General features: G+C 72.7%; 21 protein-coding genes and 1 riboswitch. Of the genes, 3 read left to right on the top strand and 18 right to left on the bottom strand.

Features of this window, described 5'->3' with window-relative positions; genetic code table 11:
* Positions 1–49 precede the first annotated feature (49 nt).
* Positions 50–652 (top strand): uracil-DNA glycosylase family protein, encoded by a 603-nt coding sequence (locus tag MBSD_RS12880; protein WP_237071811.1) that lies wholly within the window; start codon positions 50–52, stop codon positions 650–652.
* Between the two features lie 7 nt (positions 653–659).
* Here the strand turns inward: MBSD_RS12880 and MBSD_RS12875 are convergent, their stop codons facing one another.
* The 9 genes from MBSD_RS12875 to glyA all read right to left on the bottom strand — a co-directional run bounded on the left by MBSD_RS12875 (position 660) and on the right by glyA (position 8,793).
* The gene (locus MBSD_RS12875; protein ID WP_062537704.1) at positions 660–1,157 is read right to left on the bottom strand and encodes a phosphatidylglycerophosphatase A family protein; all 498 of its coding nucleotides are present in this window, start codon (positions 1,155–1,157) and stop codon (positions 660–662) included.
* Positions 1,154–2,140, bottom strand: coding sequence for a thiamine-phosphate kinase (gene thiL, locus MBSD_RS12870; RefSeq protein WP_062537703.1), 987 nt, complete (start codon positions 2,138–2,140; stop codon positions 1,154–1,156). The genes MBSD_RS12875 and thiL overlap by 4 nt, the downstream gene beginning before the upstream one ends.
* 229 nt (positions 2,141–2,369) lie before the next feature.
* Positions 2,370–2,828 (bottom strand): transcription antitermination factor NusB, encoded by a 459-nt coding sequence (gene nusB / locus MBSD_RS12865; RefSeq protein ID WP_187300678.1) that lies wholly within the window; start codon positions 2,826–2,828, stop codon positions 2,370–2,372.
* Positions 2,828–3,289 (bottom strand): 6,7-dimethyl-8-ribityllumazine synthase, encoded by a 462-nt coding sequence (ribH, locus tag MBSD_RS12860; protein WP_062537701.1) that lies wholly within the window; start codon positions 3,287–3,289, stop codon positions 2,828–2,830. Before ribH ends, nusB begins: the two co-directional genes overlap by 1 nt.
* Before the next feature lie 215 nt (positions 3,290–3,504).
* Positions 3,505–4,599 (bottom strand): bifunctional 3,4-dihydroxy-2-butanone-4-phosphate synthase/GTP cyclohydrolase II, encoded by a 1,095-nt coding sequence (gene ribBA, locus MBSD_RS12855; protein ID WP_062537700.1) that lies wholly within the window; start codon positions 4,597–4,599, stop codon positions 3,505–3,507.
* A 103-nt stretch (positions 4,600–4,702) separates the two neighbouring features.
* Positions 4,703–5,302 (bottom strand): riboflavin synthase, encoded by a 600-nt coding sequence (locus MBSD_RS12850; protein ID WP_062537699.1) that lies wholly within the window; start codon positions 5,300–5,302, stop codon positions 4,703–4,705.
* Positions 5,303–5,431: 129 nt separating this feature from the next.
* Positions 5,432–5,659, bottom strand: a riboswitch (FMN riboswitch).
* A 103-nt stretch (positions 5,660–5,762) separates the two neighbouring features.
* Complete coding sequence (gene ribD, locus MBSD_RS12845; RefSeq protein WP_062537734.1) at positions 5,763–6,821, bottom strand: bifunctional diaminohydroxyphosphoribosylaminopyrimidine deaminase/5-amino-6-(5-phosphoribosylamino)uracil reductase RibD; 1,059 nt, start codon at positions 6,819–6,821, stop codon at positions 5,763–5,765.
* 115 nt (positions 6,822–6,936) lie between these two features.
* A complete protein-coding gene (gene nrdR, locus MBSD_RS12840) occupies positions 6,937–7,455 on the bottom strand; it encodes a transcriptional regulator NrdR (RefSeq protein ID WP_062537698.1) in 519 nt (172 codons plus the stop codon).
* 84 nt (positions 7,456–7,539) lie between these two features.
* The gene (gene glyA / locus MBSD_RS12835; RefSeq protein ID WP_062537697.1) at positions 7,540–8,793 is read right to left on the bottom strand and encodes a serine hydroxymethyltransferase; all 1,254 of its coding nucleotides are present in this window, start codon (positions 8,791–8,793) and stop codon (positions 7,540–7,542) included.
* A gap of 171 nt (positions 8,794–8,964) precedes the next feature.
* Between glyA and ettA the strand changes: the two genes are divergently transcribed.
* Both ettA and pyrF read left to right on the top strand, forming a co-directional pair.
* Entirely contained in the window at positions 8,965–10,626 is a 1,662-nt protein-coding gene (gene ettA / locus MBSD_RS12830) for an energy-dependent translational throttle protein EttA (RefSeq protein ID WP_062537696.1), read from the top strand.
* Between the two features lie 93 nt (positions 10,627–10,719).
* Entirely contained in the window at positions 10,720–11,547 is an 828-nt protein-coding gene (pyrF, locus tag MBSD_RS12825) for an orotidine-5'-phosphate decarboxylase (RefSeq protein WP_062537695.1), read from the top strand.
* Between the two features lie 16 nt (positions 11,548–11,563).
* Here pyrF and MBSD_RS12820 read toward each other — a convergent pair whose 3' ends face one another.
* The 9 genes from MBSD_RS12820 to MBSD_RS12780 form a co-directional block, all read right to left on the bottom strand.
* Positions 11,564–12,316: a queuosine precursor transporter gene (locus MBSD_RS12820; RefSeq protein ID WP_062537694.1), complete on the bottom strand. Its 753-nt coding sequence runs from the start codon at positions 12,314–12,316 to the stop codon at positions 11,564–11,566.
* 78 nt (positions 12,317–12,394) lie between these two features.
* The gene (locus MBSD_RS12815) at positions 12,395–13,291 is read right to left on the bottom strand and encodes a glycosyltransferase family 2 protein (RefSeq protein WP_062537693.1); all 897 of its coding nucleotides are present in this window, start codon (positions 13,289–13,291) and stop codon (positions 12,395–12,397) included.
* 58 nt (positions 13,292–13,349) lie between these two features.
* Positions 13,350–15,629, bottom strand: coding sequence for a type II secretion system secretin GspD (gspD, locus tag MBSD_RS12810; protein WP_082306665.1), 2,280 nt, complete (start codon positions 15,627–15,629; stop codon positions 13,350–13,352).
* The gene (locus MBSD_RS12805; protein ID WP_062537692.1) at positions 15,626–16,423 is read right to left on the bottom strand and encodes a hypothetical protein; all 798 of its coding nucleotides are present in this window, start codon (positions 16,421–16,423) and stop codon (positions 15,626–15,628) included. Before MBSD_RS12805 ends, gspD begins: the two co-directional genes overlap by 4 nt.
* On the bottom strand, positions 16,420–17,025 hold the full coding sequence (gspM, locus tag MBSD_RS12800; protein ID WP_062537691.1) for a type II secretion system protein GspM: 606 nt from the start codon (positions 17,023–17,025) through the stop codon (positions 16,420–16,422). Before gspM ends, MBSD_RS12805 begins: the two co-directional genes overlap by 4 nt.
* Positions 17,003–18,157, bottom strand: coding sequence for a PilN domain-containing protein (locus tag MBSD_RS12795; protein ID WP_062537690.1), 1,155 nt, complete (start codon positions 18,155–18,157; stop codon positions 17,003–17,005). Before MBSD_RS12795 ends, gspM begins: the two co-directional genes overlap by 23 nt.
* On the bottom strand, positions 18,154–19,050 hold the full coding sequence (locus MBSD_RS12790; protein ID WP_062537689.1) for a type II secretion system minor pseudopilin: 897 nt from the start codon (positions 19,048–19,050) through the stop codon (positions 18,154–18,156). Before MBSD_RS12790 ends, MBSD_RS12795 begins: the two co-directional genes overlap by 4 nt.
* The gene (locus tag MBSD_RS12785; protein WP_062537688.1) at positions 19,047–19,727 is read right to left on the bottom strand and encodes a prepilin-type N-terminal cleavage/methylation domain-containing protein; all 681 of its coding nucleotides are present in this window, start codon (positions 19,725–19,727) and stop codon (positions 19,047–19,049) included. The genes MBSD_RS12790 and MBSD_RS12785 overlap by 4 nt, the downstream gene beginning before the upstream one ends.
* The gene (locus MBSD_RS12780; protein ID WP_062537687.1) at positions 19,724–20,221 is read right to left on the bottom strand and encodes a prepilin-type N-terminal cleavage/methylation domain-containing protein; all 498 of its coding nucleotides are present in this window, start codon (positions 20,219–20,221) and stop codon (positions 19,724–19,726) included. The genes MBSD_RS12785 and MBSD_RS12780 overlap by 4 nt, the downstream gene beginning before the upstream one ends.
* Between the last annotated feature and the right edge of the window lie 23 nt (positions 20,222–20,244).

Genomic DNA, 20,244 nt, shown 5'->3' with positions numbered 1-20,244 from the left:
TACGCTCAGCACGAACGGCATGAATGGCCGAGCATGGGTGCAAATCAGATTGACCTCTGACGCCACGAAGCCCACCCGCCTCGACGCCCTGCTCGCGCAGATCCGCGCCTGCCGCCTCTGCGAACGCCAGCTGCCGCTGGGTCCGCGGCCGGTGCTGCAGGCCGGCGCGACGGCGCGCCTGCTGATCGTCGGCCAGGCGCCCGGCCGGCGCGTGCACGAGACCGGCATCCCGTTCAACGATCCCAGCGGCGACCGCCTGCGCGGCTGGCTCGGCGTCGATCGCGACACGTTCTACGACGCGCGCCGCATCGCCATCGTGCCGGTGGGCTTCTGCTATCCCGGCAAGGGCCGGTCGGGCGACCTGCCGCCGCGGCCCGAGTGCGCCGCCGCCTGGCACCCGCGCCTGCTGCCGCTGCTGACGAAGGTGCGGCTGACGCTGGCGGTCGGCCGGTACGCGCACGCCTTCCTGCTCGGCGAACGCCGCGGTCCCGCGCTCGCCGACACCGTGCGCGCGTGGCGCACGCATCTTGCCGACGGGATATTGCCGCTGCCGCATCCGAGTCCGCGCAACCAGGCCTGGCTGCGCCATCACCCGTGGTTCGAACGCGAGGTGCTGCCGGAGCTGCGTCGGCGCGTGGCCGCGCTGCTGTAGCGGATCGTCAGACGAAACGCGCGACGAGCTGCAGCACCAATGCGGCGGCGGCGCCGGCCAGGAGATCGTCCAGCATCACGCCGAGGCCGCCCTTGACGCGGCGGTCGAACCCGCGGATCGGCCACGGCTTCCACACGTCGAACAGGCGGAACAGCGCGAAGCCGGCGAGCATCCACGCCACGCCCGCGGGCGCGGCGATCAGCGCGAGCCACTGGCCGACGAACTCGTCCCAGACCAACGCGCGATGGTCGTCGACGCCGAGCCGTGCGCCGGCGATGCCGCAGGCCCACACGCCCAGCGCGAAGGTGAGCACGAGCACGCCGAGGTAAATCGGCCACGGCAGTTCGCGCAGCAGGAACCACCACGGCAGCAGCGCCGCCAGCGATCCGGCCGTGCCCTGCGCGAACGGCGCCAGCCCGCTGCCGAAGCCGGCGGCGATCCAGCCGGCGGGATGCGCCAGCAGCGCGCGCCGCTGCGCGTCGTCGAGCGCGTGTTTCGCGTTCATGCGGCGAAGTGCTCCCAGCCGCGCCGCGGCGGCGCCAACGTCTGCCCCCGCACGTCGCGCACGCGCACGCCGTCGCCTTCGACGATGCGGCCGATGCGCGTGACGCCGCAGCCGAGCCGCGCGAGGTCGGCGGTGGCGTGCGCCATGCGGTCCGGCGGCACGCTGAAGCACAGCTCGTAGTCGTCGCCGCCGGCCAGCGCGAAGGCGAGGCGCGCGGCATCGTCGAACAGCGTCAGCAGCGCCGACGACATCGGCAGCGTGGCCGCGTCGATCTCCGCACCGACCCCGCCCGCCGCGCAGAGGTGGCCGAGGTCGGCGAGCAGGCCGTCGGAGACGTCGATGCACGCCGAGGCCGTGCCGCGCAGCGCCAGTCCCGCGGCGACGCGCGGCGTCGGCCGGTTCAGCCGCGCCAGCAGGTACTCGCGCGTGCCCGGCGGCGCGTTCAGCAGGCGATCCGCCTGCGGATCGCCGCGGTCGAGGCAGCGCAGGCCGGCGGCGGCGTCGCCCAGCGTGCCGGTGACGCAGACGACGTCGCCCGGCCGCGCGCCGGCGCGGCGCAGCGCGCGGCCTTCCGGCACGAAGCCGAGCACGGTCACGCTGACGCCGAGCGGTCCCTGCGTGGTGTCGCCGCCGACCAGCGCCAGCTTGTGCGCGCGCGCGAGTTGCGCGAAGCCGTCGGCGAAGCGTTCGACATAGCGCGCATCGGCCGCCGGCAGGGTCAGCGCCAGCAACGCCCACGCCGGCGTCGCGCCCATCGCGGCGAGGTCGGACAGGTTGACCGCCAGCGCCTTCCAGCCGAGGTCTTCCGGCGCGGTGCCGACGGGAAAGTGCACGCCCTCGACCAGCGTGTCGACGCACACCGCCAGCTCGTGCCCTGCCGGCGGCATCAGCAGCGCGGCGTCGTCGCCGATGCCGAGATGCACGTCGTCGCGGCCCTGCGCGGTGCGCGCGCGGATGATCTCGATCAGGTCGAACTCGCCCAACCCGCCGCCCTCGCCAACATGAGACGCCCTGCACGACGCCGATCCGCGCGATGGCTGCGAATCCGCTCGGCACCAACTCCTCCTCTCCCGCATGCGGGAGAGGGCAAGGGGTGAGGGCCATTCACGAGGAAAACCCTCCTCCGCCCCGCGCGCACCTTCTCCCGCAAGCGGGAGAAGGGAAGATCGACGATCCGCCGCAGTCCGCGACCGTCGTCCGGCGGCCGGCCGCTCAGCGGCCGCCGCCGCGATACTCGACCGCGCGCCACTGCGCGGCCAGCTTGTCCAGCACGCCGTTGACGTAGGTGTGGCCGTGCTCGGCGCCGAAGCGCTTGGTGATCTCGATCGCCTCGTTCAGCACCACGCGATAGGGCACGTCCGCGCGCTGCTTCAGTTCGTAGGCAGCGAGGCGCAGCACCGCGCGTTCGATCGGATCGACCTGGGCGATGTCGCGGTCGAGGAACGGGCGCAGGCCCGCGTCCAGCTCGGCGCAGTGGCGTTCGACGCCGCGCAGCAGGTCCTCGAAATATTCGAGGTCGGCGATCTCCATGTCCTGCTCGCGGCGGAACTCGTCGATGATCGCCGTCATGGGGTTGCCGCCGATCTGCCAGGCATACAGCGCCTGCAGCGCGCGTCGGCGCGCGCGCGAACGCGCGGCAGGGTCGATGCCTTCGGGCCGCTGCGCGTGCATCACAACCGCGTGTACAGGTTGACCATCTCCAGCGCGGCCAGCGCCGCGTCGGCGCCCTTGTTGCCGGCCTTGGTGCCGGCGCGCTCGATCGCCTGTTCGATGGTGTCGGTGGTCAGCACGCCGAACGCGACCGGCACGCCGGAGGCGTGCGCGGCCTGCGTCAGGCCCTTGGCCGCCTCGCCGGCGACATAGTCGAAGTGCGGCGTGGCGCCGCGGATCACGCAGCCCAACGCGACCACCGCCGCGTACTTGCCGGACTTCGCCACGCGCTCCGCCGCCTGCGCGATTTCCCAGGCGCCGGGCACGCGGATCAGGTCGATGGCGTCGTCCGCCACGCCGTGGCGCACCAGCGCGTCGCGCGCGCCGGCGACCAGCGATTCGACGATGTAGCCGTTGAAGCGCGCCGCAACCAACGCGAAGCACCCCTTGGGCGCGGTGAGATCGCCTTCGATGATCTTCATGGCGGGCGGTTCCTGAAAAAGGGCGACAGTCTAGCAGAGGGGGGGCCGGGGCTTGCCGCCGGCTCCGAGCTTGTGAAAAAACTCACGTCCTGTGAGTTTTCTCAGTCGTGAGTCCGGCACAGGTCCGGACTCACTCCCGCGAAGCAAGCGCTTACGCGCTCGCTTCGCGCGCGAGCCGTCCATGGCTCGCCTGAGAGGCTGTTTTTCACAGCCTCTCAGGCCTCGACCTGCTCGACCACCTCGAGGCCGAAGCCGGCCAGGCCGACCAAGCGGCGCGGCGTACCCAGCACGCGCAGCCGGCGCGCGCCGAGGTCGGCGAGGATCTGCGCGCCCAGGCCGAGCTGGCGCCATTGCTGCTGCGCGGCGCGCTTGTCTTCGGCCGGCGCCTGCCGCGCCAGGCGGCCGAGCAGCGCCTCGGCGGTGTCCTCGCCGGACAGCACCACCACCACGCCGCGGTCCTCGGCGGCGATGCGGCGCAGCGCGGCGGTGACGGTCAGGCCGAGATCGTCGCGCTTCAGGTGCAGCACGTCGGACAGCGTGTTGCGCACGTGCACGCGCGCCAGCACCGGCGCGCCGTCGTCGATCGTGCCGCGCACCAGTGCGAAGTGCAGGCCGCGCTTCAGCAGGTCGCGGTAGGCGACCAGGCGGAAGGTGCCGAACTCGGTATCCACCGTCTCGGCGTGCACGCGTTGCACGGTCTGCTCGGTTTCGAGGCGGTAGCGGATCAGGTCGGCGATGGTGCCGATCTTCAGGCCGTGCTTGCGGGCGAACGCCTCCAGCTCCGGCCGGCGCGCCATGCTGCCGTCCTCGTGCAGGATTTCCACCAGCACGCCGGCCGGCTCCAGACCGGCCAGGCCGGCGAGATCGCTGGCCGCCTCGGTGTGGCCGGCGCGCGTCAGCACGCCGCCCGGCTGCGCGGCCAGCGGGAAGATGTGCCCGGGTTGCGTGAGGTCCTCGGGTCGCGCGTCGCGGCGCACCGCGGTGCGTACGGTGTGCGCGCGGTCGTAGGCGGAGATGCCGGTGGTGACGCCTTCGGCGGCCTCGATGGAGACGGTGAAGTTGGTGCGGTACGGCGAGGTGTTGTCGCTGACCATCGGCCGCAGCCCGAGCTGGCGGCAGCGCTGCTCGGTCAGCGCGAGGCAGATCAGGCCGCGCGCCTCGCGCGCCATGAAGTTGATGTCCTCGGGCCGCACCTTCTCCGCGGCCATGATCAGGTCGCCCTCGTTCTCGCGGTCCTCGTCGTCGAGGATCACGACCATGCGGCCGGCGCGGATGTCGTCGAGGATGGCGGGGATGCTGTCGAAGGCCATGGCAGTGTCTGTCAACGATCAAAAGTCGAAGGTCGAAAGTGAGAGGGGAAGGTGTCCCGCACGCCGGGCGACATGACGCACATCGACCTCTGACTTCCGGCCGTCAGACGCCCGACTCGCCCAGCAGGCGCTCGACGTAGCGCGCGACCAGGTCGACCTCGAGGTTGACCGCGTCGCCCGGACGACGCGCACGGAACGCGGTGTGCGCGATGGTGTGCGGGATCAGGTTGACGCCGAAGCGCCGGCCCTCGACTTCGTTGACGGTGAGGCTGACGCCGTCGATGCAGATCGAGCCTTTCGCGGCGATGTAGCGCGCCAGCGCCGCCGGCGCCTCGAAGGTCCAGCGCTGCGAGCGCGCGTCCGGGCGCACCGCGACCACGTGGCCGACACCGTCGACGTGGCCGGCGACGAGGTGGCCGCCGAGACGGTCGGCCAGGCGCAGCGCCTTCTCCAAGTTGACGGAGTCGCCCGGCTTCAGCGTGCCGAGCGTGGTCAGCGCCAGCGTCTCGTTGGAGACGTCGGCGGCGAAGCGCGCGCCATCCAGCTCGACCGCGGTCAGGCACACGCCGGAGACGGCGATGCTGTCGCCGGGGCGCACATCGGCGAAGTCGAGCGCGGGCGCCTCGATGCCGAGGCGCACGTCGCCGCCGCGCGCTTCGAGGCGCACGACGCGGCCGACCGCCTGCACGATGCCGGTGAACATCAGCGCGCCTCCCGCCGGGAGGCGACGCGCTGCGTGGAAAGGCGATGGGACATGAAACGTTCTCCGCACGAGCATCCGCGAGAACGCCTCAAGGCATGAGGCCGACGCGCGGCGCAGGGCCGCGCGTCCGACCGCCTTCTTTCATCCGGACTGTGAGGACGCCGCTCGCGCGGCATCCAACCGTCGGCTCCGGCTTCGGACCGGATCTGCTGACCTTCCGCCTGCCGGAAGTCCGCACATCGATATGCGGGCTCTTGCGAGGGACTCGCCTGCAACGGAAGCGCTCGCGGGCTCGTCGCCGGGTCGCCCCGGGGACCTACCGCCGGTGGGGAATTTCACCCCGCCCTGAAGACGTCGATCTGCCGGACCAGCCGGCGCGCACAGTCTAGCACCGCGGCGCCATCATCTCCGCATTTCACCGTGCACGCAGCGTTCGCCGGGCGCGACGGCCGCAACCGCCCTAGGCTGGGCGCAGCCGCAGACGCCAATCGTCGCCGAGCGGGCGCTGGTCGATGGTGCGCAGCCGCCAGCGCCGCGCCATCTCCGCGAGCGGCGGCAGCGCCAGCAACGGCCGCGCGGCATCGCCCAGCAGCACCGGCGCGACGTACAGCAGCAGCTCGTCGACCAGGCCGGCGGCGAACAGCGCGCCCGCCAGGGTCGGCCCGGCCTCGACCTGCAGCTCGTTGACCTCGCGCGCGGCCAGCAGGCGCAGCGCCGCTTCCAGGTCGAGGCGGCCATCGCGCGTCGCCACCGCCGCGCACTCGACGGCGGCGACGTGCGCGGGGCGCGCCGCATCGGGCGCGTGCAGCAGCAGCGTCGGCGCGTCGGCGTCGAGCACGTGCGCGGAAGCCGGCGTGCGCAGCGTGCGGTCCAGCACCACGCGCAGCGGCGGCACGCATCCGGCGCCCTCGGGCAGGCGCACGGTCAGGCGCGGATCGTCGGCGAGCACCGTGCCGCTGCCGGTGAGCAGCGCCGAGCTGCGCGCGCGCCAGCGCTGCACGTCGGCGCGCGCGGCCTCGCCGGTGATCCACTTCGATGCACCGTCGGCCAGCGCGGTGCGGCCGTCCAGGCTCATCGCCAGCTTGAGGCGCAGCCACGGCCGGCCGCGCTCGAGACGGCTGAAGAATCCGCAGTTGAGCTCGCGCGCGGCTTCGCGCATCAGCCCGCACTCGACCGCGATGCCGGCGGCGCGCAGCTTCTCGAGGCCGCGACCGTCGACGCGCGGGTTCGGATCCTCGGCGGCGACCACCACGCGCGCCACGCCGGCGGCGACCAGCGCGTCCGCGCACGGCGGCGTGCGGCCATGGTGCGCGCAGGGCTCCAGCGAGACGTAGGCGGTGGCGCCGCGCGCGTCCGCGCCGGCCTGCCGCAAGGCGTGCACTTCGGCGTGCGGCTCGCCGGCGCGCGCGTGCCAGCCTTCGCCGACCACGCGCTCGCCGTGCGCCAGCACGCAGCCCACGCGCGGGTTGGGCTGCGTCGTGAACAGTCCGCGCGCGGCCAGACGCAGGGCGCGCGCCATGTGGGCATGGTCGATGGCGGTGAACATGCTTACGTGGAAGCGCGTGGACGGAAAAGCGCAACGGCCGGGGAGCGCCGGGCGGGGCCGCACGCGCACGCCCCATGTGCCCTCCTCATCACTGCTTCCTGCCCTTGGGCCGGCTCTCGTCCAGCAACGGCAGTTGCAGGCCCTCGATCGCCGGCAGATCGCGTTCCAGGCGCTCGATCTCCTCGCGGAACGCCTGCACGTCCTCGAATCGGCGGTACACCGAGGCGAAGCGCACGTAGGCCACCTGGTCGAGCTTCTTCAGCTCGCGCATCACCAGCTCGCCGACCTGCATCGACGGGATCTCGCGCTCGCCGCTCCTGCGCAAATCGTGCACCACCGCGCGCACCGCGGTCTCCACCGCGTCGCTGGCCACCGGGCGCTTCTGCAGCGCGCGCTCGAAGCTGACGCGCAGCTTGTGCTCGTCGAACGCCTCGCGGCGGCCGTCGCTCTTGATCACCGCCGGCAGCTTCAGCTCGGCGGTCTCGAAGGTGTTGAAGCGCTCGCCGCACTGCGGGCACTCGCGCCGCCGCCGCACGATGCTGCCGTCCTCGGTCAGCCGCGAATCGATCACGCGGGTGTCTTCGTGCTGGCAGAAGGGGCAGTGCATAAGCTAGGTGTGAGTGGAGAGGGGCCAGGGGAAAAGGACGAGGCGCCTGCTCACTTCCCGTTCCTCTTCACTCGTTTCCCGCCCTCAGCCGTAAACCGGGAACTTCCTGCATTGCGCGGTCACCTTGGCGCGCACCGCGGCGATCACGCTCTCGTCGTTCGGCGCGTCCAGCACGTCGCACATCCAGTTGGCCAGCTCGGCGACGTCGGCTTCCTGGTAGCCGCGGGTGGTGACGGCCGGAGTGCCGACGCGCAGGCCGGAGGTGACGAACGGCTTCTGCGGGTCGTTCGGCACGGCGTTCTTGTTGACGGTGATGTGCGCGCGGCCGAGCGCGGCCTCGGCGTCCTTGCCGGTGACGCCGCGGCCGATCAGGTCGATCAGCATCAGGTGGTTCTCGGTGCCGCCGGAGACGATCTTGTAGCCGCGCGCGATGAAGGCCGCGGCCATCGCCTTGGCGTTCTTCACCACCTGCTGCTGGTAGGTCTTGAACTCCGGTTCCAGCGCCTCCTTGAACGCCACCGCCTTGGCCGCGATCACGTGCATCAGCGGGCCGCCCTGGATGCCGGGGAAGACGATCGACTGCAGCTTCTTCTCGATCTCTTCGCCGGCGTTCTTCGCCAGGATGATGCCGCCGCGCGGACCGCGCAGGGTCTTGTGCGTGGTCGAGGTGACCACGTGCGCGTGCGGCAGCGGGCTCGGATACACGCCGGCGGCGACCAGGCCGGCGACGTGCGCCATGTCGACGAACAGGTAGGCGCCGACCTTGTCGGCGATGGCGCGGAAGCGCGCCCAGTCCATCACCTGCGAATAGGCGCTGAAGCCGGCGACGATCATCTTCGGCTTGTGCTCGAGCGCGAGACGCTCGACCTCGGCGTAGTCGACCACGCCGTCGGCGTTCACGCCGTACTGCACGGCGTGGAGGATCTTGCCGGACAGGTTGACCTTGGCGCCGTGGGTCAGGTGGCCGCCGTGCGCCAGACTCATGCCGAGGATGGTGTCTCCCGGCTCGAGCAGGGCGAAGTACACCGCCTGGTTGGCCTGCGAGCCGGAATGCGGCTGCACGTTGGCGTAATCGCAGTCGAACAGCCGCTTGACGCGCTCGATGGCCAGGCGCTCGGCGGCGTCGACGTACTCGCAGCCGCCGTAGTAGCGCTTGCCCGGATAGCCTTCCGCGTACTTGTTGGTCAGCACGCTGCCCTGCGCCTCCAGCACGCGCGGGCTGGCGTAGTTTTCGGAGGCGATCAGCTCGACGTGATCCTCCTGGCGGCGGGCTTCGGCGGCGATGGCCTGGGCCAGTTCGTCGTCGTAGCCGGCGATGCGCATGCTGCTGGAGAACATTCGGAACCTCGGCGGGGGCGGTGGGCCAAGGCGGAAATGGTAGCCGAGACGGGGGTTTGAGCCTAGGCCGCGGTGGCGAAGCGGCGACCGCTCGGCGATAATGAAGGGCTTGTCTCCGCCGCTTCGCGCCGTCTGTCCGGCGCGGCGGCTCCGCCACCGTCCGGAGCGTCCATGCAGTACATCTACACCATGATCGGGGTGAGCAAGATCGTTCCCCCGAAGCGCGAGATCATCAAGGACATCTCGCTGTCCTTCTTCCCCGGCGCCAAGATCGGTCTGCTGGGCCTGAACGGCGCGGGCAAATCCACGGTGCTGCGCATCATGGCCGGCGTCGACACCGAATACAACGGCGAGGCGCGCCCGCAGCCCGGCATCAAGATCGGCTACCTGCCGCAGGAGCCGCAGCTCGATCCCGGCAAGACCGTGCGCGAGTGCGTCGAGGAGGGCGTGTCCGAGATCCTCGAGGCGCAGAAGCAGCTCGAGGCCGTGTACGCCGCCTACGCCGAGGAAGGCGCCGACTTCGACAAGCTGGCCGCCGAGCAGGCGCGCCTCGAGGGCATCCTCGCCGCCAACGACGCGCACACGCTGGAGCGCCAGCTCGAGATCGCCGCCGACGCGCTGCGCCTGCCGCCGTGGGACGCCCGGGTGGAACACCTCTCCGGCGGCGAGAAGCGCCGCGTCGCGCTGTGCCGCCTGCTGCTGTCCAAGCCGGACATGCTGCTGCTGGACGAGCCGACCAACCACCTCGACGCCGAATCGGTGGAATGGCTGGAGCAGTTCCTGCAGCAGTTCCCCGGCACCGTGGTCGCGGTGACCCACGACCGCTACTTCCTCGACAACGCCGCCGAGTGGATCCTCGAGCTGGACCGCGGCCGCGGCATCCCGTGGAAGGGCAACTACAGCTCGTGGCTGGAACAGAAGGACCAGCGGCTGAAGCAGGAAGAGGCCGCGGAAAAGGCGCGCCAGCGCGCGATCGAGCGCGAGCTGGAATGGGTGCGCTCCGCCGCCAAGGGCCGCCAGTCCAAGGGCAAGGCGCGCCTGGCCCGCTTCGAGGAGCTGAACTCGGTCGACTACCAGAAGCGCAACGAGACCAACGAGATCTACATCCCGCCGGGCGAGCGCCTCGGCGACCTGGTGATCGAGTTCAAGGGCGTGAGCAAGGCGTTCGGCGACCGCCTGCTGATCGACGACCTGTCGTTCAAGATCCCGCCCGGCGCGATCGTCGGCGTGATCGGCCCGAACGGCGCCGGCAAGTCGACGCTGATGCGCATGATCACCGGCAAGGAGCAGCCGGACCGCGGCGAGATCGTGATCGGCCCCACCGTCAAGCTCGCCTACGTCGACCAGTCACGCGACGCGCTGGACGGCGCGAAGACGGTCTGGCAGGAAATCTCCGGCGGCGCCGACATCATCACCGTCGGCAAGTACGAGACGCCCTCGCGCGCCTACATCGGCCGCTTCAACTTCAAGGGCGCCGACCAGCAGAAGATCGTCGGCCAACTCTCCGGCGGCGAGCGCGGCCGCCTGCACCTGGCGAAGACGCTGATGGCCGGCGGCAACGTGCTGCTGCTCGACGAGCCGTCCAACGACCTCGACGTCGAGACGCTGCGCGCGCTGGAGGAAGCGCTGCTGGAGTTCCCCGGCTGCGCGATCGTGATCTCGCACGACCGCTGGTTCCTCGACCGCATCGCCACGCACATCCTCGCCTTCGAGGGCGACTCGCACGTCGAGTTCTTCCAGGGCAATTACCAGGAATACGAGGCCGACAAGAAGCGCCGCCTCGGCGAGGAAGCGGCCAAGCCGCACCGCGTGCGGTTCAAGAAGATCGGATGAGGACTCGGGACTCGGGAAAGGCGTGATCTCCCGTCGTTTCGGCGCGAGTCGCAATGACGGACCGAGGCGGAGAGCGACAGAGGGAGCGGGACGATGGGCTTCATGCAGATGCTGGAAGCGGCCTGGGCGCGCAACGACTCGCTGGTCTGCGTCGGCCTCGACCCGGAGCCGCAGCGCTTTCCCGCCGCGTTGCGCGACGACCCGGACGCGGTCTTCCGCTTCTGCGCGGCGATCGTCGACGCCACCGCCGATCTGGTCTGCGCGTTCAAGCCGCAGATCGCGCACTTCGCCGCGCGCGGCGCCGAGGAAGCATTGCAGCGCCTGATCGCGCACATCCATGCGCAGCATCCCGGCGTGCCGGTGATCCTCGACGCCAAGCGCGGCGACATCGGCTCGACCGCGGCGTACTACGCCGAGGAAGCCTTCGACCGCTACGGCGCCGACGCGGTGACGCTGAATCCCTACCTCGGCCGCGACGCCGTGCAGCCCTTCCTCGACCGCGCCGACAAGGGCGCGGTGCTGCTCTGCCGCACCTCCAACCCCGGCGCGCGCGACCTGCAGGACCTCGTCGTGCGCGACGCCGCCGGCGGCGAGCGCCGGCTGTACCAGCACGTCGCCGCGACGGTCGCGCGCGAGTGGAACGCGAACGGCAACTGCCTGCTGGTCGTGGGCGCGACGTATCCCGAGGAACTGGCCGACGTGCGCCGTATCGTCGGCGACATGCCGCTGCTGGTGCCGGGCGTCGGCGCGCAGGGCGGCGACGTCGGGGCGGTGGTGCGCAACGGCCGCAGCGCCGCCGGCACCGGCCTGCTGATCAGCTCCTCGCGGGCGATCCTGTACGCCTCGGCCGGCGCCGACTACGCCGAGGCCGCGCGCGACGCCGCGCTGGCGCTGCGCGACGCCATCAACCGCTGCCGCTGAACGAGGCGCCCGCGCCTCAGCCGAGGCGGCGCACCTCGCCCTCGTCCTTCAGGCTGAACGGCGTGAAGTGCGTGCGCCTGTCGTAGGTGTCGACGCCCTCGCGGGTCTTCAGGAAGCCGACCACGGCGTAGGTCAGCGGCGTGAACACTACCTCGACGGTCACCTTCATCACCCAGTTGAAGACGATCACCTTGAGGATGGTCTGCCCTTCCCAGACGCCGAGGAAGGCGATCGGGTAGAAGGTCAGGCTGTCGATGCCCTGCCCGACCACGGTCGAGCCGATCGTGCGCGTCCACAGCCAGCGGCCGCGCGTCCACAGCTTCATCTTCGCCAGCACGAACGAGTTGGCGAAGTCGCCCAGCCAGTAGGCGACCAGCGAGGCCAGCGCGATGCGCCAGGTGCTGCCGAACACCAGCTCCAGCGCCGGCTGCAGCTGCGCGTTGAACGGCTCGAGCGGGCTGGGCGGCATGCGGATGATCGCCTGCGACATCAGCGAGGCGAACACCAGCGCGCCGAAGCCGGCCCAGATCGCGCGGCGTGCGCGCGCGTAGCCGTACACCTCGGTCAGCACGTCGCCGAAGATGTAGCTGATCGGGAAGAACAGGTTGCCGGCGCCGAAACTGAGCGCGCCCAGCAGCGGCAGCGTCAGCGTGCACACCTTGGCCGGGCCGATCAGGTTCGAGCACAGCAGCACGGCGACCATGCCGCCGACCAGCAGGTCGTAGTAGCGGAAGCCGCGCGCGTGCGCGGCGGAGGGGGACGCGTTCATCGCAGCCTCCGGAAAGGGCATCGCATCAGGATAACCGCGGCGGCCGCGCACACGGCGGGGCGCCGGCGCACGCGCCGTTCACGCCGCGCGCCGGCCGTGCCGCCATGCCGAAAGCGCATAGCGCGGCAGCATCAGTGCGTAATGCGCCCACAGCCCCAGCCAGACCAGGCCGGCCAGCAGCGGGTTGCGCGCCGCCGGATCGAACTTGCGGAACCAGCGCCACATGCCGCGGTGCTTGTGCCAGGCGACGAAGGCCGGACGGTGCCGGCTGGAGCCGCCCTTGGCGTGCGGCACGCGCACGCCGCCGGCGAGCAGCACCGCGTAGCCGGCGTCGCGCACGCGCCGGCACAGGTCGAGGTCCTCGCAGTGCAGGAAATAGCCTTCGTCGAAGCCGCCGAGCGCCGCGAACACGCGGCGCGGCAGCAGCATCAACGCGCCGGACACCGCTTCCTCGCGGGAGACGCCCGCCGGCATCGGCCCCGGCACGTTGACGCCGGCCCAGCGCGCGTCCGCGGCCTCGCGCGCGGTCAGCCCGGTCAGCGTCATCAGCGCGCGGCGCAGCAGCGGATCGCGGCGGCGCGAGGCGGGATCGGGCCGGCCGTCGGCATCGCACACCACCGCGCCGACCAGGCCGGCCTGCGGATGCGCGTCCAGCACCGCCAGCAGGCGCGCCACGGTGTCGTGCTCGAGCAGGCAGTCGGGATTGAGCACCAGCAGCGCCTCGCCGCGCGCCTGCGCCGCGCCACGGTTGACCGCGGGGCCGAAGCCGAGGTTGGCGCCGTTGCGCAGCACGCGCAGGCGCGCATCGCCGGCGTGCGCACGCTCCAGCGCTTCCGGCATGCCGTCGCCGGAGGCGTTGTCGACCAGCACGAATTCCGCGACGGCCTCGCTCGCCAGCGCGCGCGCGGCGCACTCGAGCAGCGTCGCGCCGCTGTCGGCGGCGACGACGATCACGCTGACCCGCGGCGCGCTCAAGCCGGCTTCCCCGCCTGCGGGCGGACGCGCCGGCGCGCGCCGCCCGCATCATGCGCGCTCAGGGCCCGCCGTCCTGCGGCTTGGCCGCGGGCTGGGCGGGCGGCGCCGGCGGGCCGATGCGCTCCATCTCCACGCGCAGCGGCGCCAGCGACTCGAACTTGCGCTGGTACTCGTCGGTGACCTGCCGCGCCTCGGCGCTGTTGGTGATCACGCGCGGCGTAATCAGCACCAAGAGCTCGGTGCGGTTGCGCGTGCGGTCGGTGGTGCCGAACAGCCGCCCGACCACCGGCACGCGGCTGACCCAGGGCAGGCCGCTGTCGTTGACGCCCTCGTTCTGCTGGATCAGGCCGCCGAGCAGCACGGTCTCGCCGCTCTGCACCGCCACCTGCGTGCTGATCGCGCGCTGCGAGATCGGCGGGTTGCCCTGCACGTTCGGCGTGCCCGGCGTGCTCACCTGCTGCTGGATGTCGAGATAGACCAGGCCGCCCGGATTGACGCGCGGAATCACGTCGAGGATCACGCCGGTGTCGAGGTACTGCACCTCGCCCTGCGCCGGCACGGTGGTGGTGCCGCTGGCGTTGGTGGTGCCGACCGTGGTCGAAGTGATGAAGGTCTGGGTGATCGGGATGCGGTCGCCGACCTGGATGGTCGCTTCCTGGTTGTTCAGCACCACCAGCGAGGGCGCCGACAGCACCTTGGTGTTGCCGGTCGACTCCAGCGCGCGCAGCACGCCCTGCACGTCCTTGCTGATGAACGAGTAGAACAGCGCGTCGGTGGAAGCGTTGTACTTGGTGCCGCCGAGGCCGACGGCGCCGGCGTGGCGGCGACCGTACTGGTTGCCGTTGGGCGGCGCGTTGCCGGTCTGGTCGGTGTTGCCGATCAGGCCGCCGAGATACCACTGCACGCCGAAGCGGAACTCGCCGGTCAACTGCACCTCGAGGATGCGCGTCTCGATCTGCACCTGCAGCGGCACGGTGTCGAGACGGCGGATCGCCGCCTGGATGTCGCTCCACTGCCCGGGCCGGCAGCGCACCAGCAGCTGGTTGTTCTCGTCGACGGCGGTGAAGCTCATGCCGCTGTCGCCGGGCGTCGCCGCGGCCGGCACGGGCGTCGCCGCGGTCGTCGTGGCGCCGCGCGGGCGCAGCGTGTCCTGCTGGCCGAACGCGCCGACGCCCTGCTTGCCGGTACCGTCGTAGCCGCCGCTCATGCTGGTCGCCTGCAGGCCGGGGCCGACGCGGCCGGCGCCGGCCTCGTGCTGCGGCGGCGCGGCGCCGTTGTAGATGGCGTTGAGGTAACCGGCGAGGTCGGTCGCCTTGACGTTCTTGACGTCGTACACGTAGAGCTGGGCGTCGTTGCCGCCGCCGTTGTCCATGCGCGCGATCCATTCGCGCATCTCCTCGAGATAGGCCGGCTGCGGCGAGATCACCACGATCGCGTTGGTGCGCTCGATCGGGATGAAGCGCAGCATGCCGGCCAGCGGCGTGTCGCCCTTCGGGCCGAACATCTTCTCCAGCTCGGGCATCAGGTCGCCGACCTGCGCGTGCTGCAGGCTGTAGACGCCGACCGACATGCCCTGCAGCCAGTCGACGTCGAAGATCTGCACGGTGCGCTGGTAGCTCGCCAGTTCGGCCGGGGTGCCGGCCATCACCAGCAGGTTGCGCGCGGGGTCGACCAGCAGGAAGGCCTCGGGCCGCGCGAACGGCTTCAGCAGCTTCTGCATCTCGGTGGCGGAGATGTAGCGCAGCGGATACAGCCGTGCGGCGAAGCCGTCCGCGGGGGCGGCGGCGCCGAGGCCCGGCATCAGGTAGCCGCTGGTGGCCTGCTTGATCGGCAACACGACGTAGCGGCCGTTCTGCCGCACCAGCGCGTTGTCGGTCCACGACAGCAGCATCTCCAGCACCGGCAGCACTTCGTCGCTGCGGATCGGCTGCGCGGTGGCGAAGGTGACGCTGCCCTGCACGCCGGGCGCGATGCTGTAGTTGACCTTCAGCAGGTCGCCCAGCACGGCCTTCACCACCGCCTGGATCGGCTGGTTCTCGAAATTGAACACGACCTGGCCGCCGCCGGCCGATTCGACCGGCCGCAGCGGCCGCGCCGCCGGCGCGTTGACGAACTGGCCGCTGCCGAGGCGCACGTCGGCGCCGCCGGCCCGGCGCTCCTCGGCGCCCTCGCCGCGCAGCGGCCCCGGCGGCGGCAGCGGCGTCGCCGTGGCGCCGGTGCCGGCGACCGCCTCGCGCTCGAGCGAATAGTCGCGCGTCGGCCCCCGGGTGCTGGCGCAGCCGGCCAGCGCGACGGCGAGCGCCAGGGCGGCAGTGCGGATGATGCGCGGCGGGTTCACGGCGTGCCTCCCTCGGCGGGCTGCGGTTGCGGTCGCTGTTCCATGCGGCGGCGGCGCTCTTCGATGCGTTGTTTCAGGGCCTGGACGCGCGCCTCGGCGGCGGCGTCGGCCGGGGCGGAAGCGGGTGCCTGCGATTGCGGCTGCAGCGGAATCGGCGCGGGCGCCTCGGGCATCGAGCCGCTGGACGCCGGCTCGACCTGCTGCACCTGCACGCCGCCCTCGCCCATCGGCTCGGGTTTCGGCGCGGCCTCCGGCGCGGGCCCGGCCGCCGGCGCCTGCGGCGGCGCGCCGCGCTGCGGACCGACGGTGGCGACCTTGAGTTCGAGTTCGGCGCGCTCGCCGCGCGCGTTGACGAAGGTGGCGCCGCGCGGCTTCAGTTCGTGCAGCGTCCAGCTGCCGTCGGGCAACGCGCTGCCTTCGCGGACGACGTAGCTCTTGTTGCCGGACGTATCGTGCAGCAGCGCCGCGTGCAGTTGCGGCGTCAGCATCACCCCGGTCAGCACCAGCTGGCCGATGGCCGGTCCCGTCTCGCCGCCGCCCGCGGCCTGGGGCTCGGGCTGCCGGTCCTCGCTGAACAGCGGGTGCTGCCAGACCGCGGCGTACAGGCCGACCGGACCGAGGCGCGGCGCGGCGGCGGCGGCCTGGCCGGCGCCGGCCAGCGGCGCAGCCGGCAGCGGCGCCAACCAGCGCACGCCGCGGCCCAGCCCGGCCCACAGCGCGACCAGCAACAGCGCCAGCGCGGCGCAGGCCGCGGCCAGCACGGGGGTCAGGCGGACGTGGTCGGCGGCGTTCACGGCGTCGCCCCGGCGGCGGGCTGGCGGATGTAGCCGGACAACACGAACTGCACCTCCAGCCGCGGCGGCGCGGCGTCGCCGCCGCCGGCGACCGGCGGCCGGTAGGCGCTCAGCTCGTCGACGAACAGGTACGGCATGCCGGTCTCCAGGTCGTACAGGATGCCGGTCAGCGGCTGGGTTCCGCAACGCAAGGTGATGCTGACGCTGACCCGCCGGTACGGCTCGTCGCCATGATCGCGCGAAACCGGCATCTTCTGCGGCATGTCGCAGCCGAGGCCCTCGCGGGCATGCCGCTGCACCGCGTCCATGGCGCGCTGCATCAGGGCCGCGGCGGCCGCGTTGGGGTCGGCCTCGGGCAGGAAGGCGCGATCCTCGCGCTGGCCGCGCTGCATCGCGTTCAGGCGCGCCTGCACGGCGTCGCGTTGGGCGATGATGCCGGCGTAGCGCGCCTGCTGCTCGCGCAGGTCGCGCATCTCGCCGGCGATGCGCAGTTGCGGCGCGACGAACCACCAGTGCACGGCCGCGAGATAGACCAGCGCCAGCGCCAGCAGGGCCAGCAGCAGCGCCAGCGCGCGCGATTCAGCGGGACGCAGCGGGCGCACGGCCGGCCTCCCGGGGCTGGCGCAGCTTGGCGACCAGATAGAAGCGCTCCTTGCCGGTGCGCGGATCGGGCTGGATCACGCCCTGGAAGCTCGGCTCGGTCAGCACCGGCGAATCCTTCAGCAGGTCGATCAGCGCCGCCGCCTGCGTGGCCTGGCCCTGCAGGCCGATGCGCCCCTCGGCATCGACGCTGAAGCGCTCCAGCCAGGTGGTCGCCGGCAGGCGCCGGCTGAGATCGGCGAGCAGTTCCAGCATCGACGGCGCGGCACGCTTGCGCGCGGCGAGGAAGCCGGCCGCGCTGGCGCTGTCGTCCAGCATGCGGCGCAGCCGCGCCACCTGCTCGGCGTCGCCGCGCATCGCCTCCACCTGCGCGCGCATCGCCTCCAGCGCGCGTTCGCGGTTGTCCACCCATTGCGCCATCGCCAGCAGCAGCAGCAGCAGGGCGCCGCCGGCCAGGGCGAAATTGAGCCTGCGCCGCGGATGCGGACGCGCCGCGCGGCGCTCCGGCGGCAGCAGGTTGAAGCCGAGGCGCACGCCGTCGGCGCCACGCACGTCCACCGCGTCCAGCCCGGCCCCCAGCGCCTCGACGCGCGCCACCAGCGGATCGAGCGCGGCGCGCGGCGCCAGCGCGAACTCGGCGGTCAGCGTGCGGCCGTCGGCGGCGAGGTCGAGCACGCGCTGGTCGTAGTGCACCTGCTCGGCGCGGAACGGCGTCTGCCGGTCCATCTCGAAGGCCAGCACCTGGCGCAGACGCTGCGCGGTGGCGGCGGGCAGCGTCACGCGCCGCAGCAGCGCCTGCGCCGCCGGCAGGCACAGCACCAGGCGCAGATCGGGCGCGGCGACGCCGGCACAGGCCTCGCGCAGCGCGGCCCGCTGCACTTCGGCCGGCTGCGTCAGGTCGATGCGCGCCAATGGCGCCGGATCGCCGGCACGGCTGACGCGCAGGGTGTCGCCGTCGATCTCGAGCAGGCGCAGTTCCGGCCCGCGCGCCAGCCAGGCGCGCAGCGGCGCCGGCAGGCACGCGGCAAGCTCGCCGCCCCACCAGGCCAGGAAGCGCGGCAGCGGCGAATGGCGCCAGGCCTGCCGTGCGCGCTCCAAGGGCTCCGCCAGCGCCGGCGGTATGGCCGCCTTCATCCTTCCTCCCCTTCCTGCCAGCGCAACACCACATAGGGCGGCGCACCGGCCAGCCCGCCCTGCAAGCGCACGGTGGCATGCAGTACCGCGCGCGCACCGTCGGGCAGCGTCGCTTCCGCGCGGATACTATGCGTGAAGCTGCTGCCGGCCGCCATCAGCGCGGCGGCGCCGGGCAGATCGCCCAGCAACGGCGCCAGGCCCTGTTGCGCGGCTTCCGGCTGGCGGCGCGCGGTCACCAGGCCGGCAGCGCGCGCGGCGTCGATGCCGCCCAGCGCCTGCAGCGCCAGCGCCGACGCGTAGGCGGGATTGGGCAGGTTGCGGCCCGACCACAGGGTCAGCGCCGGCGACACGCGGCGGTACAGCTCCGCGTCCATGCCCAGCACCCGGCGCAGTTCGTCCAGCGTCACGAACGGGCCGTTGCGCGGGCCGTACGGCAGGTGCGCGCGCCGGTAGGCCTCGGCCTCGGCGCCGTGCGCGCGCACCAGGTCGTCGGCGTCGCGCCAGTCCAGCACGGCGTCGGCCAGCGCCTCGGCGCGCGCCGGATCGGCGCCCGCGGCGGCGAACAGCCGGCGCAGCGCCGGCGCGTCGGCGGCATTGAGGTCGAGCTTGCCCGATTCGTCGGTCACCTCCACCCGCACTTCGGCTTCTTCGAAGCGGAACGTGTAGGGGCGTCCATCGGGAATCCAGCGCCGCGCCGGATCGTTCTCGCGCAGCGCGGCCACCGCGCGCGCCAGCCCGGCCTCGGCGGCGTAGCGCGCCTCGGCGTGATCGCGCTGGTAGCGCGCCTGCACGATCTCGGTGCGCGCCATCGCCGCGAAACCGCCGAGCAGGATCGCGGCGAGCGCGACCGCCCACAGCACGACCAGCAGGGCGACGCCGCGCACCGCGTTCATCGCCGCCTCCCGTAATTGAACGCCGCCGGCCCGGTCGCGCCGCCGCCCACGCGCAGCGGCGCCTCCAGCACCGGCCAGTCGATGCGGTCGCGGCCGCCGAGATCGAGTTCGATGCGCACCAGCGCCGGCGGGCGCGTGGCGCGCGGCCAGGCCGGCGTCCACTCGCCCATGCGGCCGTCGCTGCCGATGCCGCGGTAGGCGAAGCGGCCGCCGCGGATGCCGGTCAGCAGCACTTCCGGCGGTTCGCGCGACTGCGGCGCGCGCGCGTCGGCGCCCATCCAAGGCGCGTAGTCGAGGGTCAACGCATAGCCGTCGCCGTCGCGCACCAGTTGCAGCGTCTGCAGATACGGGCCGCCGCGCGACAGGTAGCCGGGCAGCGGCGCGAGGAAGCGCATGCGGGTGGCGGCGCCGTCGAACACTTCCGGCTGGCCGCCGCGCGGATCGGTCGCGTAGGGCAGCGGCAGCGCCTGCGCCAGTTGGCGGCGCAGGAAATCCTGGGTGGCGCGCATGGCATCGAGGCGCGCGTCGCGGGCGTCGCCGAAACGCACCGCGCGCGTCGCCGCGCTCAGCCCGCCCCAGACGCCGGCCAGCAGCACCGCCAGCAGCGCGATCGCCAGCAGCACTTCGAACAGCGTGAAGCCGCGCGCGCGGTCGCGGCCCAAGCGCGCGCGCGTCATGGCCCGCCTCCGACGGCGCCGGCGGCAGGCGCGGTCAGCGCGCGCAAGGTGCCGAAGCGGATCCGCTGCGGCCCGGCCGCGCCATCCCAGAGCACCTCCAGGTCGACGCGGTACAGCGCGATCGGCGACGGCAGCGGCGAGGCGGCGGCCTGCGGCGGCTGCCACGGCGCCACCGTCAGCCGCCAGCGATAACGCGCATCGAAGCGGCCTTCGCGCACGCCGGGCCGCAACGGCGCATCCGTGCCCAGCGTGTCCAGCAACGATTCGCCCCACAGCGTCGCCGCGCTGATCTCGACGGCGCGCTGGCCACCGTGCAGCGAAGCGGCGAGCGTGCCGTACAGCACCGCCGAGGCAACGGCGAACAGCGCCAGCGCGGCGACCAGTTCGAGCAGGCCGAAGCCGCGCGGCAGCCGCGACCCGGGACGCGGGACCCGGGACTGGAGGACAAGCCTTACAGGCCGATGCGCCGAGCGCATGACCGGCGCGCCGCGCATCTCTTCGGAGTGCGAAGCCGCGT

This window comes from Mizugakiibacter sediminis (genome assembly GCF_000953855.2).
In the GTDB taxonomy this organism is placed as follows: Bacteria; Pseudomonadota; Gammaproteobacteria; order Xanthomonadales; family Rhodanobacteraceae; genus Mizugakiibacter; species Mizugakiibacter sediminis.
Note: the sequence above shows the minus strand (reverse complement) of the source record. Positions and strands in the feature narration are given on the sequence as shown.

Bases quoted from the DNA above. Each gene is read 5' to 3' on its own strand.
- MBSD_RS12785 (WP_062537688.1), bottom strand. From the start codon at position 19,727: ATGACGCGCGCGCGCTTGGGCCGCGACCGCGCGCGCGGCTTCACGCTG.
- ribD (WP_062537734.1), bottom strand. From the start codon at position 6,821: ATGGCGCGCGCCCTGCGTCTGGCCGCGCGCGGACTGTTCACGACGCAG.
- MBSD_RS12780 (WP_062537687.1), bottom strand. From the start codon at position 20,221: ATGCGCGGCGCGCCGGTCATGCGCTCGGCGCATCGGCCTGTAAGGCTT.
- pyrF (WP_062537695.1), top strand. From the start codon at position 10,720: ATGGGCTTCATGCAGATGCTGGAAGCGGCCTGGGCGCGCAACGACTCG.
- MBSD_RS12820 (WP_062537694.1), bottom strand. From the start codon at position 12,316: ATGAACGCGTCCCCCTCCGCCGCGCACGCGCGCGGCTTCCGCTACTAC.
- MBSD_RS12875 (WP_062537704.1), bottom strand. From the start codon at position 1,157: ATGAACGCGAAACACGCGCTCGACGACGCGCAGCGGCGCGCGCTGCTG.
- glyA (WP_062537697.1), bottom strand. From the start codon at position 8,793: ATGTTCTCCAGCAGCATGCGCATCGCCGGCTACGACGACGAACTGGCC.
- MBSD_RS12790 (WP_062537689.1), bottom strand. From the start codon at position 19,050: ATGAACGCGGTGCGCGGCGTCGCCCTGCTGGTCGTGCTGTGGGCGGTC.
- nrdR (WP_062537698.1), bottom strand. From the start codon at position 7,455: ATGCACTGCCCCTTCTGCCAGCACGAAGACACCCGCGTGATCGATTCG.
- MBSD_RS12850 (WP_062537699.1), bottom strand. From the start codon at position 5,302: ATGTTCACCGGCATCGTGCAGGCGGTCGGCCGCGTCGTGCGCCTCGAA.
- nusB (WP_187300678.1), bottom strand. From the start codon at position 2,828: ATGCACGCGCAGCGGCCCGAAGGCATCGACCCTGCCGCGCGTTCGCGC.
- ribH (WP_062537701.1), bottom strand. From the start codon at position 3,289: ATGAAGATCATCGAAGGCGATCTCACCGCGCCCAAGGGGTGCTTCGCG.
- ribBA (WP_062537700.1), bottom strand. From the start codon at position 4,599: ATGGCCTTCGACAGCATCCCCGCCATCCTCGACGACATCCGCGCCGGC.
- MBSD_RS12795 (WP_062537690.1), bottom strand. From the start codon at position 18,157: ATGAAGGCGGCCATACCGCCGGCGCTGGCGGAGCCCTTGGAGCGCGCA.
- ettA (WP_062537696.1), top strand. From the start codon at position 8,965: ATGCAGTACATCTACACCATGATCGGGGTGAGCAAGATCGTTCCCCCG.